This is a genomic window from Geomicrobium sp. JSM 1781026 (assembly GCF_041949955.1).
Lineage (GTDB): Bacteria > Bacillota > Bacilli > Bacillales > Marinococcaceae > Geomicrobium_A.
The window spans coordinates 389,078-405,580 of sequence record NZ_JBHFQF010000002.1 but is presented as its reverse complement, the minus strand read 5'-3'; the positions used below and the strand labels follow the sequence as shown (position 1 = coordinate 405,580).

The following is a 16,503-nucleotide window of genomic DNA, read 5'->3' as shown; positions in this document are numbered from 1 at the left end:
GCTGCCTCCGCGCCGGAACCTAATAACGCGGGTTCTACGTTTCGTGTCGCACAGACGCCCTAGCTGGAACGAAAATCCCACGGCTCTCACTTTTGTTCCGCACAGACCCTCTAGCCGGAACGAAAATCCTATGGCTCTCAATTTTGTTCCGCACAGACACCCCTCGCAGGAACGAAGTGATAGGGCACTAGCAACGAATTGTACCGAAGAGGCCCAAGTGCCTCATTAGTTAATTTATGGGGCACTTGGGCAAAGAAAACTATCCTTTTAAAATCGATCGACACATATATGCAGTCAACTACAACAAAACGAAATATACGTGACAGTCGAGCCCTTATAGTGACCTGTTTCACAGCTAGATTGTCACCTAAAAGAGGCAGAGATCGTAACGGTGCTTGCGCCAAGTTATGATCAACGTTCATGTCTTTATACTCGCTACCATCTCAGTGCCGATCAACGATCAGCACTGAGACTGTCGAAGTGAAACAAAACGAGCTTAGGCATACACTTGCTAGGCGTTTACCCGTGAAAGAGCGATCGAGATAATCGCGTTCTGTAATTTTCTTTTGTCCAACTCATATCGCTATTTAGACCGAATACTCAAGACTTCATCGACGATGCCCCATAGGAAAAGAAGTAGAGCTATAATCCCGATCACAATTCCGGTCGTGAACAAATACCCAAAATGGTCGTTTGTAATTTCAATTGACCGCTCAACACCCATAGGGCTACCTTGTGAAAGCCCAATTTGCACGAATCCAATTAAATACGTGCCTAAATATACAAATGCTGCAACAAGTGCGAGTATAGAAGCGCTCACTATTTTGTACATGTAGAATCACCCCACCTCAATAGATATAGATTTACTCTGATGTTGGAGTTGATACCATGCCCCTCATTAATCAATGTATTACGACTCTATTCCACATAAGCATTAAATCCCACTTTTATAATATCATATATTCTTAAAAATTATAATTGTATGACTTATCGTTTTTTAACTACTGCAGAAGCATAGAACAACCTCGATAAATATTCGGGTCCTCTCACTTAACAATCACCCTTCATTGTAATATTAACCAAGATTGAGGGACTCGCACGGGTATTGACATGACTGGTCGGTTTTGCTTCGTCACCGGAGGTGGCGATTGTTATATATACTAAAGGTTTCGGCTGTTTCCCTACTGCATATATAAAGGTACTCTGAATAAAAGTCACATAGAGGCAGACTGGACAGGCATTAGGATGTTACCAAGGAGGTCTTTCTCGTATCGGTATTTTTCCACATTCTGGTATTTAGATACCGCCATGAACTTCGTTTCGACCTTACGCTCCCATATTCTGGTACTCCATTGCCATTACCAACCCCGGTTCGGCTTTACGTTCCCATATTTTGGTACTCCGATGCCGTTATGAAGCTCGTTTCGGCATTACACTTCCATATTTTGGTACTCAAACGCCGATACAAACCCCACTTCGGCCTCACGTTCCCATATTCCGATACTCCGATGCCGATACCTACCCCGTTTCGGCTTTACATTCCCACATTCTGGTACTCAAACACCACTACCAACTTCGTTTCGGTCTTACGTTCCCACATTCTGGTACTCTAATGCCGATACCTACCCCGTTTCGGCTTTACGTTCCCATATTCTGGTCCTCTCATGCCGTTGCGAACCTTACACTACTAATATCCCCTGCTCGGCATGCTTCCCCCGCACTCACTCGCTTTACTGCTGTTCGCACGAGAAGCCCGAACGCTCAACATCATTGTTGAGCGTTCGGGCAGTATCTCTCAGCTTAACGGTGCACACACATTCTGCAACCTACGCTTTTCGGTACACGCGCTCCCAAAAGCGCATCGTTGCCATCGCTGAAATAAAGTCGTCCGCGAAGTTCGTGTCATCCTCGTCGACCAGTACACCTGGCTTGCCGCTAATGCCCGTCGAACCGACAATTTCCGCTCCTTGACCGAGAGCCCCGATTGGCTTGAAATGATTGTACGTATCGCGAATGAATGTCCGGGCTTTGCGCTCAAAGTAGCGGCTCGGCTCTTTGCCGCCAACGACGAGTAGACCGTCATATAAAAGTGGAGACCCCGTTAAGAACGTGTCATCAATTGATACACTCACCCCGTCTGTGCCTTGAACGTCTCCGAGTTCTTCACCGATAAAGACAGGAATCAGTTCAGCCTCTTCGAGCTGTGCGATGATGCCTTCAGTCAAAGAGCCGGCAAATCCTTTGTCAATGATGACCCCGACTTTGAGTGTGTTCGGATACCGCACTTGATTCATGAGGCTCAGTGCTGGCGATGATTCTGTCACATCAACCTGTTTCTCTTTCGGTCGATTCACAGCCACTTCTTTTGCAACGATTGCCGCTAACTCTGAAGAGATTCTTCCTAACATATCCACCACATGCTGCCTGACATACGGTGTTTTCACTTTCCCGAGCTCAAAGGAAAACGCCTCAATGATGTGATCCTTTTCAACAGGACTCATACTGTTCCAAAATAGGCGAGCTTGAGAATAATGGTCTTTGAAACTCGGCGCTGTTTTTCGTTCTTTGAAGCCTTTTACCGTGGAACGATATGTGCTGAACCCGCCTTCTTCTGGCGGTACTTCCGATGGCGTATTGTCCGCCAACGAATTTTTATGGTAGGCGACTTGCCCCCGGTTAATCGTAATCCTGCCTTGCCCATCCCGTTGATTATTATGGATCGGGCAGACCGGACGGTTGATCGGCAACTCCTGATAGTTCGTCCCGACCCGGTAAAGTTGCGTGTCGGCATACGAGAAAATTCTCCCTTGTAACAACGGATCATTAGAAAAATCAATGCCCGGTACAATTTGTCCTGGGTGGAGCGCAATCTGCTCCGTCTCTGCAAACACATTATCCACATTGCGATTCAAGGTCATCTTCCCGATGATTTGCACAGGTACTTCTTCCTCTGGCCATAATTTCGTGGCATCCAAAATATCAAAATCAAACATAAACTCATCATCTTCCGCAATCACTTGAATTCCCAGTTCATACTCCGCAAAATTGCCCATCTCAATATTTTCCCATAAATCTCTACGATGGTAATCTGGGTCGGCTCCGCCAATCTTTTGCGCCTCATCCCACGTCAATGAATGCGCACCGAGAACCGGTTTCCAGTGAAACTTCACAAAATGGGACGTGCCCTCACGGTTCACTAGACGAAACGTGTGCACCCCAAACCCTTCCATCATTCGAAAACTTCGGGGAATCGTGCGATCCGACATGATCCACATCATCATGTGTGCCGACTCCGTATTGCTGCCGATGAAATCCCAAAATGTATCGTGCGCCGTCTGCCCTTGCGGAATCTCATTGTGCGGCTCCGGCTTCACCGCATGAATCAAGTCCGGAAACTTAATGCTATCTTGAATAAAGAAAACAGGAATGTTGTTTCCGACGAGGTCGAAGTTTCCTTCCTCGGTATAGAACTTTGCCGCAAATCCCCGTACATCTCGATTGGTCTCGTTGGCGCCCCTTGAACCTGCCACCTGTGAGAAGCGCACGAATACAGGTGTAACCTTGTTTGGGTCTTGCAAGAAGGAGGCTTTCGTTAAATGCGCCAACGATTTGTACAACCGAAATTCCCCGTGGGCACCGTATCCACGGGCGTGTACGACACGTTCTGGTATACGTTCCCGATCAAAATGCCCAAGCTTTTCTTGAAAAAGAAAATCCTCATGAAGCGTAGGTCCGCGCTCACCCGCCTTTAATGTATTCTCGTCGTTCGATATTTTCGTTCCTTCATTGGATGCCATTTCTTCGCCGTCGTTATTTTGCGTAAACTTCTTTAACTGTTCGTCTTTTTTGTTCCAATTCCGTTCCATTGCATACACCTCCAATATGATGTATATTTCTGCTCATAAAAAAAAGACCCGCGCCTTTTCGCAGGTCGTCAGTAGATTTCTTCCTCTACATCCCATGCATTTTGTTGTTTTCGGATATGAACAATTTGCCCGATGTGATAGCTCGTGTGAAGCATCATGTTCGTAAACATCATCCCCCACGTTTCCGACGTGCGGTCATGAATATTTCGTTCCCAATCCCGGTCGGTTGTGCCTTGAATTCTAAGGAGCCAATCGTCCATAATCGTCGTCAATGTCGCGACCGACACGTCCCAATCCAAGTCATCCCCACTCAGAAATGTGTCATCATTACGTCCCTCGATCGGTGGCACCGGTTCGCCATTGAAACGGTCCAAACACCGCCCGTTGAACGTAATTAGATGATTGACGATTTGATGAATACTATGGCTCGACGTCGATTCTTTCCAATTTGCCTGCTCCTCTGTCACACCCATTAGCGATTGCTGCAGACAAGCAAACCAATGGTTCTCATCATGACATGCCGACAGTTGCCTAAGAAACACCTGTTTCGTTCCCATTGAAAAAGCACACGTCCCCTCCCATACCGCTTTAAATAGAAACAATTCAACACCGATGCGAGTTTTCCTGCAAATTCTTCACAGGCAATTGCGGTGAGAAGAGGTGCAGTTGAGCAATCGACACTTCTAGTGCCGAAGCAAAACCACTACACCCGTCGGCACCTCCGGTGCCGAACCAAAACCGCTTTTTCCTCGGCATGGTTCATGCCGACAGGTCATTGGGTTTTCAGGCCAGGGGCGAGGAGGAGGCGCGTGAGGCCCGGTGATCTAGATCGCCATTCTTCTAAATTATGTAAAAAGAGCCAAGCTCCCTGCCCCGACCCTTGCCATATGGTCTAAAAATGATCTAGATCACCCTATTTTTGATCTAGATCACCTGTTTTACCAGCTATTCGGAGCAATTTACGCGATCTAGATCGTTTTGGGTGCGATCTAGATCGCGGATCTCCTAAATAATCCCAATAAACGGCGACCGTCGAAACCTCCGGTGCCGAAACGAATCCGCTTTTCCCTCGGCATGGCTCATGCCGACGGGTCATTAGGTTTTCAGGCCAGGGGCGAGGAGGAGGCGCGGTAGTCTAGATCGCACAATTCCTAAATTATGACAAATAGAGCAAAGATTTTGCCCGATCCTTGCCGGTACGACCTAAAAACGATCTAGAACGCGAATCTCCTAATGTTTACCAGCCACCCCCGCCCCATGACTACGGATGACGGGCGAATGTGGACTTTGCGAGCTGGATGATGGTCATGTCGTCCATCGGCGGATTGTGCAAGCCGGCGCGCACGTCGCGGTAATAGCGGCCGAGCGGGTTGTCCGCGGCGAGGCTTTTTGCGCCGACGACGCGCATGGCGAGATCGACAATCGACAGTGCATCGTTAACGACGCTATGCTTGACTGCGCCGAGCTCACCTTGCATCTGCTCGCGCTCAGCGCTCGTGCTCTCATCCCATTTTCTAGCGACACTGTATAAAAAGTGGCGACTACGCATGCGGAGCAGTTCAGCTTCGCCGATTTTTTGTTGCACGTTCGGCAAGTCGGCAATCGTCCCGTCGATGCTATTCGGCGAGTAGTGATTGGCGGCATGGGCACTATAGGCAAGAGCGGCCGTAGCGATGCCTAAGTACGTCACGGGGATGTGCAAAAGCCAGCCTGCGGGTGGTTTCGGACCCCCACCAAGCGTCTCAACGTAGTCTTCTTCACGCAAAGCGACGTTTTCTAAGATGAGGTCGTCACTGCCTGTGGCGCGCATACCGAGTGTGTCCCATGTATTGTCCACACGCACACCGGGCAGGCCGGCGCGGACGAGGAAGTTTCCGACCTGTTCTGTGCCTTCGATCGCGGCGCTCACGACGAAGTAGTCGAGCGTTGGTGCGAGTGTCGTGAACGTCTTTCTGCCGTTTAAGAGGTAACCCCCGTCTGCGGGCGTAGCGGTTGTTTCGGGACGACCTCCGCGGGTCGGGCTGCCCGTCGCCGGTTCGCTGGCGGCGTTATTTAAAAGCGCGCCATGCTCGACGACGCGCGCCGCAACTTCACGATAAACGTGATCACGCCACGTCTCGTTTTCACCGAGGCTTTTCATAATTCCCATATGCCAGCCGATGGAGAGGGCAGTCGATCCATCCGCTTCGGCGATGATCTCTTGCAGTTCAAGCATTTCTGTCAGTGAAATTCCTTTACCGCCAAACCGGGTCGGGACGGTGAGTCCGGGGTAACGACTATTTCGTAAGGTTTTAAAGTTTTCGTGAGGAAAGCTACCTGCCCGATCATGCTGTTCCGCTCGGGCTTTGAAGTCTTCAACGATTTCTTTTAGGGCGTCTTTTCTCTCGTTTTGGGTGGTGTATGTGAATAAATCGCTCATCGGATCATCTCCTTTCACTAAATTGTACTAAATCTATCGGAATAATTCAGCTACATGGTTTTGGATTGTAGTGATAAAATATGAAACATAAGTGATCTGTGTCTCGTATAGGGATAAGCACACATTTTGGAAGGGAGATACATTTATGACAACGATCTTAGTAATTTTACTCGGTGTGATTATTGTCGGGGTTGTGGGTGTTGGAATCTTTTGGTTCAGCTCATATAACCGTCTCGTGAAATATCGCATGTGGGCAGAGGAGTCTTGGGCTCAGATTGACAACATGTTAAAGCAACGGTACGACATGATCCCGAACCTCGTTGAAACGGTAAAGGGATATGCGAGCCATGAACAGGAAACGTTCACTCAAGTAATTGAGGCGAGAAATAAGATGACTTCGTCAGACGCCACGCGTAATGAGCAAGTGCATGCGAACAATGAGTTGGAAGGGACATTAAACCGGTTGTTTGCGCTTCGTGAGGATTATCCTGATTTGAAGGCGAATGAGAATTTTCTTCGCTTGCAAGAGGAGTTAACGGCGATGGAAAATAAGCTAGCCTATGCGCGACAATCGTACAACTCAACCGTGCGCGATTACAATATTGCCGTCCAGTCGATCCCGACGAACTTTGTTGCGGGTGTTCACAACTTTATGCAATATGAAATGCTTGAAACACCAGAGGAAGCACGTCAAAATGTCCAGGTTCAATTCTAAGAGGGCGTATGAATCGACTAAAACAGATCCGACAAAATAAAACGAAAACCGTGTTCATTGTGACGGGCTTTGTCATTTTTGTATTGCTCGTTGGCGCAGCCATTACGTATTTTACCACCGGTGAAATCTTCACAGGAATCATGATTGCCATTGTACTTGGTGGTGGGTATACGCTGATGATGATTATGTCGAGTACGAACGTTGTCATGAGAATGAATCATGCCCATGAAGTGAAAGACCGAAGTGAAAATATCCCTTTGTGGGAAGCGGTCGACAACATGGCGATGGTTGCTCGCATACCGCGGCCACGGCTATTCATTATAAAAGACCCGAGCCCGAACGCATTTGCAACCGGCACGTCTCCGAAAAACGGGGCGGTTGCGGTTACGACGGGCCTACTTGATACACTCAATAACGAAGAGGTGGAAGGCGTTATTGCCCACGAAGTGGCGCACATTCAAAACTACGACATTCGTTTATCAACAATTGCCGTGGCGCTTGTGAGTGCTGTCGCCATTCTTACCGACATCGGTATGAGGATGATGATCTTTAACCGCGGTGGTGGCAATAACAAACAACACCCGCTCATGCTTATCGTTGCCCTCGTGCTCATTATTCTCGCACCGGTTATTGCAACGATGATTCAACTTGCGATCTCGAGAAATCGTGAGTACTTGGCGGATGCATCAGCGGCAGAGCTAACGCGCAATCCACATGCGCTCGCCTCCGCACTCCGAAAGATTACCGGCGTTGAACGCCCCGTCCAAGAAGCATCAGGCACTTCTGCTTCTCTGTACTTCGCGGACCCTTTAAAGAAAAAAGTGGCAGGATTATTCTCCTCCCATCCACCTCCCAAAAACCGCATTGAACGATTGCAAAACATGTAGCATCGGTGGGGGAAAATCGTTAGGTTAAATGAATCCTAAGAACCTACGACCTGTCGGCATGAGCCATGCCGATGAAAGTGTGGTTTTGTTTCGGCACCAAAGGTGCCGATTGTCGTTAGGCCTTGGGATTATTTAGGAGATTCACGATCTAGATCACTCCCCCTTCCCCTGCCTACCCTAAAATCCAGCAATCCCAACAGTCTGCTTGTCTATTTTTTGCCACACAATGGTTAGCATTCATGATATAGTGATTGAAAAAGAATGTTCTGACAAGGAGAGGCTCTTGCATGACACAACAAACTTTAGAAGTGATTCCTACAACGACCAAAAAAGCAAAGCCCGACCCACACGCACTTGGCTTTGGTAAATACTTTACTGACCATATGCTCATGATTGATTATCACACGGATAAAGGGTGGTTTCGCCCACGGATTGTCCCATATGAGCCGTTAACGCTAGACCCGGCGGCGATGGTTTTTCATTATGGGCAAACGGTATTTGAAGGGTTGAAAGCCTATGTTGGTGACGACGGAACGGTGCGTTTATTCAGGCCCGAGGAGAACATGCAACGACTCAACCGATCAAATGACCGCCTAAGTATTCCTCCCCTCGATGAAGAGGCGGTACTCAGCTATTTAAAAGAGCTCGTAACAATTGAGAAAGACTGGATTCCGACTGCAGACGGCACTTCTTTGTATATCCGTCCGTTCGTGATTTCAACAGAAGCGAATTTAAGCGTTGCGCCTTCACAAACGTATACGTTTATGGTGATTTTGTCTCCGGTTGGCTCGTACTATCCTGAAGGGATGAACCCGGTCAGTATTTTCGTGGAAGACCATTACACACGTGCTGCACCTGGTGGGACGGGCTCAGCAAAAACCGCCGGCAATTACAGTGCGGCGTACAAGGCACAAGACCGTGCGACGGCACATAAGCGGTCCCAAGTGCTTTGGTTGGATGGCCTCGAAAAAAAATACATTGAAGAGGTTGGCAGTATGAATGTGTTCTTCAAAATCGATGGTGAGATTCATACACCTGCGATTAACGGAACGATTTTAGAAGGGGTCACGAGAAAAAGTGTCATCCAACTGCTCGAGAGCTGGAACATGCCGGTGCACGAACGGAGAATCTCTTTAGAAGAAATTCGTGCCGCTCATCAAATTGGGACGCTCGAGGAAGTGTTTGGTACAGGTACGGCCGCTGTCATCTCACCGGTTGGTCTACTTCAATACATGGACGAAGAGCTAACGATTAACAACTACGAAACCGGCGCGACTGCCCAAAAGTTGTATGATACGATTACCGGTATTCAAACGGGCCGTATCGAAGACCCATTCGGTTGGACGGTACAATTATAACGCTTGTTCGATGATGTAGAGCATGCACCGATGTGCATGCTCTTTGTCTTTGATCGGCTTCGAGGTCGGCTCTACACCGAGTAAATCGTGCCACTCGGTGGGCAGTTTTTCGTGTCCAAAAACGAGCGCCGCTCGTTTTGAAATGATGTCTCGGTGTTCGAGCGTATACCATTGCCTGAGCACCCCACTCAAACACCAGTACACATCTTCTTCTGTTACAGGTGCTGGATGATGACGCCAGTATGTATTCATATTCTCTTTCACATAGTGAACGAGTTGTTCGTCGGTCGTTCTGCTTTGGAACACGTCATATGGTGGACCGTACAATCGGATGCCTTTCTTTTCTAACAGCCACCACGTCACGGGTGGCACACCCCTAATCATTGCTGGCTGCTTCCCATTAACATAAACCACAGAACTCCTCGTTTTACCGACATCGTCAGCCCTCACATATATCCCTTCCATTTCCGGGTGATGCAAAGGGCCTAACTGATCGATTTGCTCACGTGTGAACGGCTCACGAATAACCGTCACAAAGTCGATGTCACTCACGTCTGGCCGATACTCATCGAGCGCCAATGACCCGTGAACGTATACGCCGATTAACTCGTTCGGAAATTTATGTTTCAATTTTCCGATATATTTTTGCATAATATGGGTTGCGTGCGGATGCAAACGATCACCTCCTCGCCCCATTGTACCACCTTCTTCGTTGCAGGTACCCCGCTTTTTTGCTACGATGAAGAAACGACAATGGAAAAAAGGATGCACCTCTATGGCCAAAAATGATAGCCGAGTTCTCGCTCAAAACCGCAAAGCCAATCATGAATTTTTTATTGAAGAAACAATTGAAGCTGGCATTGTTCTGAAAGGAACGGAGATTAAGTCCATTCGCGCTGGACAAATGAACATTAAAGAAAGTTTCGCACGCATTGAAGACGGCGAAGTGCTTCTTTATCAAGCGCACATTAATCCTTATGAACAAGGGAATCGTCATAATCACGACCCTGTGCGCACGCGAAAGCTTCTCATGCATAAACAACAAATTAAGAAACTTACAGGTAAAGCAGGGCAACAAGGGTATGCGCTTGTCCCGCTGAAAGTTTACATTAAAAACGGATTCGCAAAAATTCTTATCGGATTAGGAAAAGGGAAGAAGAACTACGACAAACGGGAATCGTTGAAGAAAAAAGATGCAAAACGACAGATGGAAAAAGTAATGGGTCAACGGATGAAAGGCATGGAATAAGGAGGCTTCGTTGCCTCTTTTATTTTTCACTGTCTAAAAATTACGCGTATTCAAGGAGAGTTCAACATGTATGTCACGCAACTCATTCTCTCAGTGCTTAGCCTCGTTCAGATCGTCACGTATGTGTTTAGTGTGCTTTTTGTATCTGGGTTGGTTGCCTTTATCGCTCCAGAAGGTGGGTGGATAGTTATTCTGGTGATGGGGGGAATCATTTTAATCCCTATCGCTTTAGTGACGATCGGTGCGTTAGGTACATTCAACATTCATAAAAAAAAAGGACGTGCGGCCAAACAGCTTCTCATTACCGGTTTGGTTGCCCTCACCCTCTCTTTAGGAATCAGCATTTTCCCTGAATTGGATGTACAGCTATTGATTAGCTCCTTAATGATGAGTGTTCCGATTACCATTGCCGGGCTACTCGTCCTCGGTGATCACAGGGAAATGAAGGCGGACACGAGCGAGCACTCCGCTTAAAGCGTCATTTCTTTATTTGCACGAGCATGGCGAGTGATACAATGATGACGATGACAGGCAATAAATAATAGCCCGCAATTGAGAACCCGTGCGTCGCGGCATCGCTTACCATCACAGCAACCATAGCTACAATGACGGTTATGAACAGGGCCCGGCGTATGTTCACGGGTGAATTCTGACTAATGCGCAGTCCGATCCAAAGAAGCGCGCCAAGCAGCGCAAGAAAGATTACCAATTGAAACACGAGAATAAATGTGAAAGTTGCCATAAAAAGCCCCCTTGTCTTCATTCCTATGAGGACAAGGGGGCTTTCATACGGCATTTATGTTGATTTTTTCGTTGCTCGCTCTAATGCACGGCCGAGCATCAAGAGGCCGTCGTCTACTTGTTCTTTCGTTACCGTAAGAGGTGGGATCATACGGATGACTTCTCCTTTGTTGCCACAAAAATAAAAGAGAACACCTTCTTCAAGTGCACGATCAAGAATATTCATCGCTAGCTCTCCGTCTGGCTCACCGGACTCCGGATGAACAATCTCAATGCCAATCATTAACCCAACCGCACGGATACTACCGATGACTGGATATTTGGCTTTAAGTTCGTCTAACTGTGCAGCTGCATATGCGCCGACTTCTTTTGCGTTTTGCAACAAGTTCTCTTCTTTTAGAATTTCGAGAGTAGCAAGCCCGGCACGACACGCAATTGGATTGCCACCATAAGTGGTCGCATGACTTCCAAGTGGCCACTGTTGCATCAATTTGTGCGGGGCGACGGTCGCACTAATCGGTTGACCAGACGCCATTGCCTTCGCAATGGCCATAATGTCAGGCACAACATCAAACAAATTAGAGGCAAACCATTCTCCCGTTCTCCCAAACCCAGTTTGCACTTCATCAAAGATGAGTAACAGATCATTTTCGTTACAAATCTCACGAATGCGTTGCACCCAGCGCTTTGGCGGAATTACGTATCCGCCCTCACCAAGCACCGGCTCCATAATGACACAAGCCACTTCCTCAACATCAGCCGCATGAGCAAATAGCTGATTGAATTGGGCATCCAGCTTCTCGATGGCCACCTGTTCATCGTCTGACGGATCATAGTAAGGAATCTGGTACGAAGCGCCTACCGGCTGGTGCTTACGATACTTCGCTTTTGACGTACTGACCGATAATGAACCGAGCGTACGTCCGTGGAAACCTCCCGTAAACGAGATGGCATACGGCTTATTCTTCACGTGACGTGCAAGTTTTAACGCCCCTTCAACTGCCTCTGTACCGCTGTTTCCAAAGAAAAAACAGTCAAGATCACCAGGCATGACGTTCGCCAGCTCATCGGCGTACTTCAAAATCGATTCGTACTGAATAACCCCGATCGGACCGTGGGTCAGTTCATCGGCTGCATCCTTAATCGCTTGTACAATCTTTGGATGACGATGACCGACGTTCGTTACGGCAATACCCGACGTGAAATCAAGATATTTCTTTTTGTCCACACCGAAGTAGTAGACTCCTTCTTCTTTAACAACAGGCAAATTCGGATGGTCCTTTGCCATACTCGGCGCGAGACGTTCCGGTAACTTCTCTAATAGATTGTTCCAGTTCGTTGACAACGTAAACAGACTCCTTTTCTTCACAAGACGAAACTCGATCTTTTATTATACTTAGAATACGATAAAGTGAGCAATGAGCACAACAATGGGTAATGTGATGATCGTACGAATAATGAATAGCGCGAGCAATTGCCAAAAGTTCACTGGAATCTTCGAACGGATAAGCATCACACCGATTTCTGACAAGTAAATGAGTTGCGTCAACGATACCGCACCGACAACAAAGCGGGTCAACTCGCTTTCAATTCCACTTGCAAGAATGGCCGGCAAAAACATATCGGCAAACCCAACGAGAAGCGCTGGCGCCGCTTGTGCCGCTTCAGGGACTTGCATCCATTCCAATACCGGGACGAGCGGATAGGAAATCCACTGGAAAAACGATGTAAATTCCGCAATGATTAGGGCGAGTGTACCGATTGCCATCACGATCGGTAACATACCTAACCAAATATCCACCGCATTGTATACCCCTTTTTTCACAATGTTCGTCGGCTTTTCCGCACCATCCGCTTTGGCAACCGCCTTCGTCCACGCCCATGAAAACGTTGACGTGTCTGTTGGGGCTTCCTCTTTAATTTGCTTTCCCACCGGCTCATAATATTCATTTTTCATCCAAGAAAGCGGCGGGATCCGCGGGCAAATGACCGCTGCTACAAACACACCAACGAGTACGGTCGCGTAAAACGGCAGAAACATCTGTTCAAGTTGGAGTAAGGACGCAATTATTAAAGCAAAACCGATGCTTGTAATCGTAAAGTTGGTCACAATGACCGCTGATTCTTTCTTTGAATAATAGCCATTCTCATACTGATCAATCGTAATGAGAATGCTCACCATATTATTTCCCATCCACGAAGCGACAGAATCGACAGAAGCACGTCCAGGCAGTTGAAACAACGGGCGCATTACTTTATTCGCCATCGTTCCTAGCCATTCCATTAGCCCATAATCAACGAGCAACGGCAATAGCATACCCATAATAAATGTCCAGACAGCGAGCGTTGGCAACAAGTTCGTTAATACTTCACCGCCAGTAAATTCGCTAAGTAAAAACGCCGGGCCCCATTGAAAGTACACCATTGCAGCAAACGCCGCACCGACAAGTCGAATGACGAGCCATATCGGATGGACCACGAAAAGCGGATGCAGTTTTGAGCGCACCAGCCATTCTGGTTTTGCAACCGTTGCTAACAGAGACGCCACACCGGAAAACAATAACACAGCCACGAGCAATTCGACGATGATCGGTTCGGTCCAAGCCAACACGGCATCAGCCATTACCGCAATAAGAACTAACCATTGACCATCTGCTCCGACCGGAAGAGGGATGAGGAATAACATCGCCCCTATAATCGTTGGTATTAAAAATTTCATCTTAGAATATATCGATAACGTTTCATTTGTTGATGTCGTAGAATTCATTGTGCTCCCTCATTTCTATTCATTAATATACAATAACAAGGATAAGTATGCAATTGTAAATTGTTGTATAATGAAAACTATGAATAACCTCAATAAATTCCAGACACTATTTATTCTACTAGCCATCCTACTTGGACTTCTCTTAGGGCAGTTCTCTGCTGTCGAACAGAATGCAGAAGTTTTCATTGTGCCTGCTCTTGTACTGATGCTTTACGGACTGTTTCTTACGATCCCGTTACAGTCTATACGTGCGTCGTGGCGCAACAAAAAGTTTTTGACAACAACGATTGGGATTAACTTTCTTTGGTCCCCGCTGCTCGCATTCGGTCTCGGGGCACTATTTCTATCAGACCATCCAGCACTATGGATCGGTTTTATGTTGCTCATGGTGACCCCTTGCACAGATTGGTATTTGATCTTTACAGCGATGGCAAAAGGGAACGTTACCCTTGCCACATCTGTTCTGCCAATGAATTTACTATTACAAATCGTCTTACTTCCTATTTATATACTCGTATTTGCTGGAAGCTTCCAACTCATCTCTTTTGAAACCTTACTATCGAGCATTGTCATCGTCTTCGCTCTCCCCTTTCTCGTAGCGGGAGTGACACGTTTCTTTCTATCAGAAAAGAAGTTGGAAGGATGGGTACGCGTTTGGGATCACGCCCAAGTGTATTTTCTCATGCTGGCGATTGTGGCGATGTTTTCGTCTCAAGGGAGCCTGTTGGTTCAAAACGTCGAAGTGATCGGTCTATTGTTCATTCCGATCGTTCTCTTTTTCATCGTTAATTTCTTTGTTGGGAAATGGACGAACCGTCTTTGGCGGTTTAATTATCCCGACTCTGTGAGCTTACAAATGACGATTATTGCGCGCAATTCCCCAGTAGCGCTTGCGTTCGCTGTCGCCGTTTTTCCTGACACGCCGCTCGTCGCTCTCGCTCTTGTGATCGGGCCGCTGATCGAGTTGCCGATTCTCGCCCTCCTCGCCCGCGTGTTGCTCCGCTCAAGAGCTTAAAAAAAGCGTCCACACTTCATGAGTGAGGACGCTTCTTTCTTTATGCTTTTTCTTCGTCAAACGTTTCGCCGCGCTTTTTTTCCATTCTTGTGATGACAACAGAAGCTGTTGCATCACCGGTAATATTCACGGCGGTACGTGTCATGTCTAGAATACGGTCAACGGCAAGGATGAGGGCAATGCCATCAAGCGGAATGCCGACGGACTGTAGCACCATGGCAAGCATGATAATGCCTGCACCCGGAACACTCGCTGTTCCTAAACTTGCAAGTGTCGCAGTCAGGATAATCGTGAGTAATTCTGTAGCGCCTAAATCTACGGCATACACTTGGGCAAGGAAGATGGTAGCTACCGCTTGCATAATTGCGGTTCCGTCCATGTTAATCGTTGCACCGAGTGGTAAAGTAAACGAGCTGATTTGTTTAGGCACGCCTAAATTCTCTTCTGCTGACTTCATCGTCACTGGAAGTGTTGCACTGCTGCTCGATGTACTAAACGCAACAGCCATTGCTGGAAAGAATCCTTTGAAAAACTCGATTGGGTTTTTCTTCCCCCAGAAATATGCGAGCCCACCGTAAACGACGATCATTTGTATAAATAACGCGAGTACGATCGCTAACATGTACATAAACATCGATTCGAGCGCGTTCCAACCGAGTTCTCCGATGGCTGAAGCGATGAGCGCGAATGCACCAAATGGGGCAAGCAACATGACAATCTTCACGAGCCAGATCATGACGTCATTTGCTTGTCTAGCAAGGTCGAGCAAACCTTTCGTTTTTTCACCGAGCATCGCAATTCCAAACCCGATTAAGAGGGCAAAAACGATAATTTGTAACATTTCTCCAGATGCTAACGCTTCTACTGGGTTAGAAGGAATAATGTTAATGAGCGTTTCCATCACTGGTGGAGCTTCGTTTGGCTCATACCCTTCCATGTCTTGCTGCATAAGGCCTTCCGTACCTGGTTGAAGGAGATACGCAACCCCAATCCCTATGCCTAGCGCGATTGGTGTCGTTAGTAAGTAAAAGCCCATCGTAAAGCCGCCAATACGGCCTAGTTTTTTTACATCACTCATGCTCGCTGCCCCTAAGACGAGGGAGAAGAACACGAGCGGAACGACGAGCATCGAGATCGCTCGTAGAAAGATATCCCCTACCGGGCTGAGCACATAATAATCAATCGTTGAAAATGCTTCTTCTGAAAGAAATGCATTTAAAGAAAGACCGACAACAAGGCCGGCGATTAGAGCAATAATAATTTTTTTCGTTAAACTCATTAAAAATCCTCCCCTTACGCACGACAAAGACCTATCCTAAAATATTTCTTAATCGTTTCACAATATAATCTTTTCTGTTAAATCGATCATAAGAGAACGAAGTGCTTTTCTTTTAAACAGTAGATACATCATATTATGTAGTGAAAGTATTTGTCCACATTTTTTTCAAAGAAATACGCTAAAAATATTTTCTGAATATAATATAAA

At 47.1% G+C, this 16,503-nt stretch carries 15 protein-coding genes; 6 read left to right on the top strand and 9 right to left on the bottom strand.

Annotation, left to right across the window (positions count from 1 at the left end):
• Positions 1–583 precede the first annotated feature (583 nt).
• From ACE1TF_RS04950 to ACE1TF_RS04935, 4 genes are all read right to left on the bottom strand, one after another.
• Entirely contained in the window at positions 584–832 is a 249-nt protein-coding gene (locus tag ACE1TF_RS04950; protein WP_375014783.1) for a hypothetical protein, read from the bottom strand.
• Positions 833–1,826: 994 nt separating this feature from the next.
• A complete protein-coding gene (locus tag ACE1TF_RS04945; RefSeq protein ID WP_375014781.1) occupies positions 1,827–3,866 on the bottom strand; it encodes a catalase in 2,040 nt (679 codons plus the stop codon).
• A gap of 68 nt (positions 3,867–3,934) precedes the next feature.
• A complete protein-coding gene (locus tag ACE1TF_RS04940; RefSeq protein ID WP_375014779.1) occupies positions 3,935–4,423 on the bottom strand; it encodes a DinB family protein in 489 nt (162 codons plus the stop codon).
• Positions 4,424–5,127: 704 nt separating this feature from the next.
• Positions 5,128–6,285, bottom strand: coding sequence for an acyl-CoA dehydrogenase family protein (locus tag ACE1TF_RS04935; protein ID WP_375014777.1), 1,158 nt, complete (start codon positions 6,283–6,285; stop codon positions 5,128–5,130).
• Between the two features lie 145 nt (positions 6,286–6,430).
• Here ACE1TF_RS04935 and ACE1TF_RS04930 point away from each other — a divergent pair, with 145 nt between their 5' ends.
• The 3 genes from ACE1TF_RS04930 to ACE1TF_RS04920 all read left to right on the top strand — a co-directional run bounded on the left by ACE1TF_RS04930 (position 6,431) and on the right by ACE1TF_RS04920 (position 9,245).
• Positions 6,431–7,000, top strand: a complete 570-nt coding sequence (locus ACE1TF_RS04930) for a LemA family protein (RefSeq protein WP_375014775.1) — start codon at positions 6,431–6,433, stop codon at positions 6,998–7,000.
• Between the two features lie 8 nt (positions 7,001–7,008).
• The gene (gene htpX, locus ACE1TF_RS04925; protein ID WP_375014773.1) at positions 7,009–7,887 is read left to right on the top strand and encodes a zinc metalloprotease HtpX; all 879 of its coding nucleotides are present in this window, start codon (positions 7,009–7,011) and stop codon (positions 7,885–7,887) included.
• A 287-nt stretch (positions 7,888–8,174) separates the two neighbouring features.
• Positions 8,175–9,245 carry a branched-chain amino acid aminotransferase gene (locus tag ACE1TF_RS04920; protein WP_375014771.1) on the top strand — a complete coding sequence of 357 codons (1,071 nt, stop codon included), beginning with the start codon at positions 8,175–8,177 and terminating at the stop codon, positions 9,243–9,245.
• Here the strand turns inward: ACE1TF_RS04920 and ACE1TF_RS04915 are convergent.
• Positions 9,240–9,941, bottom strand: a complete 702-nt coding sequence (locus tag ACE1TF_RS04915; RefSeq protein WP_375014769.1) for a nucleotidyltransferase domain-containing protein — start codon at positions 9,939–9,941, stop codon at positions 9,240–9,242. The two genes, ACE1TF_RS04920 and ACE1TF_RS04915, sit on opposite strands and share 6 nt — an antisense overlap.
• 79 nt (positions 9,942–10,020) lie before the next feature.
• On the opposite strand from ACE1TF_RS04915, the gene smpB reads away from it, so the two are divergent.
• The gene (gene smpB, locus ACE1TF_RS04910; RefSeq protein ID WP_042404043.1) at positions 10,021–10,494 is read left to right on the top strand and encodes an SsrA-binding protein SmpB; all 474 of its coding nucleotides are present in this window, start codon (positions 10,021–10,023) and stop codon (positions 10,492–10,494) included.
• Between the two features lie 66 nt (positions 10,495–10,560).
• A complete protein-coding gene (locus ACE1TF_RS04905; protein ID WP_375014767.1) occupies positions 10,561–10,968 on the top strand; it encodes a hypothetical protein in 408 nt (135 codons plus the stop codon).
• A 4-nt stretch (positions 10,969–10,972) separates the two neighbouring features.
• Here ACE1TF_RS04905 and ACE1TF_RS04900 read toward each other — a convergent pair whose 3' ends face one another.
• Genes ACE1TF_RS04900 through ACE1TF_RS04890 form a run of 3 tightly spaced genes read right to left on the bottom strand, consistent with a single transcriptional unit; the run spans position 10,973 to position 14,002 of the window.
• The gene (locus ACE1TF_RS04900; RefSeq protein ID WP_375014765.1) at positions 10,973–11,236 is read right to left on the bottom strand and encodes a hypothetical protein; all 264 of its coding nucleotides are present in this window, start codon (positions 11,234–11,236) and stop codon (positions 10,973–10,975) included.
• A 54-nt stretch (positions 11,237–11,290) separates the two neighbouring features.
• Positions 11,291–12,580 (bottom strand): aspartate aminotransferase family protein, encoded by a 1,290-nt coding sequence (locus tag ACE1TF_RS04895; protein WP_375014763.1) that lies wholly within the window; start codon positions 12,578–12,580, stop codon positions 11,291–11,293.
• A 51-nt stretch (positions 12,581–12,631) separates the two neighbouring features.
• On the bottom strand, positions 12,632–14,002 hold the full coding sequence (locus ACE1TF_RS04890) for a YjiH family protein (protein ID WP_375014761.1): 1,371 nt from the start codon (positions 14,000–14,002) through the stop codon (positions 12,632–12,634).
• Positions 14,003–14,081: 79 nt separating this feature from the next.
• Here ACE1TF_RS04890 and ACE1TF_RS04885 point away from each other — a divergent pair, with 79 nt between their 5' ends.
• Complete coding sequence (locus ACE1TF_RS04885) at positions 14,082–15,017, top strand: arsenic resistance protein (RefSeq protein ID WP_375014759.1); 936 nt, start codon at positions 14,082–14,084, stop codon at positions 15,015–15,017.
• A gap of 40 nt (positions 15,018–15,057) precedes the next feature.
• Here ACE1TF_RS04885 and ACE1TF_RS04880 read toward each other — a convergent pair whose 3' ends face one another.
• Positions 15,058–16,296, bottom strand: a complete 1,239-nt coding sequence (locus ACE1TF_RS04880) for a dicarboxylate/amino acid:cation symporter (RefSeq protein WP_375014757.1) — start codon at positions 16,294–16,296, stop codon at positions 15,058–15,060.
• Between the last annotated feature and the right edge of the window lie 207 nt (positions 16,297–16,503).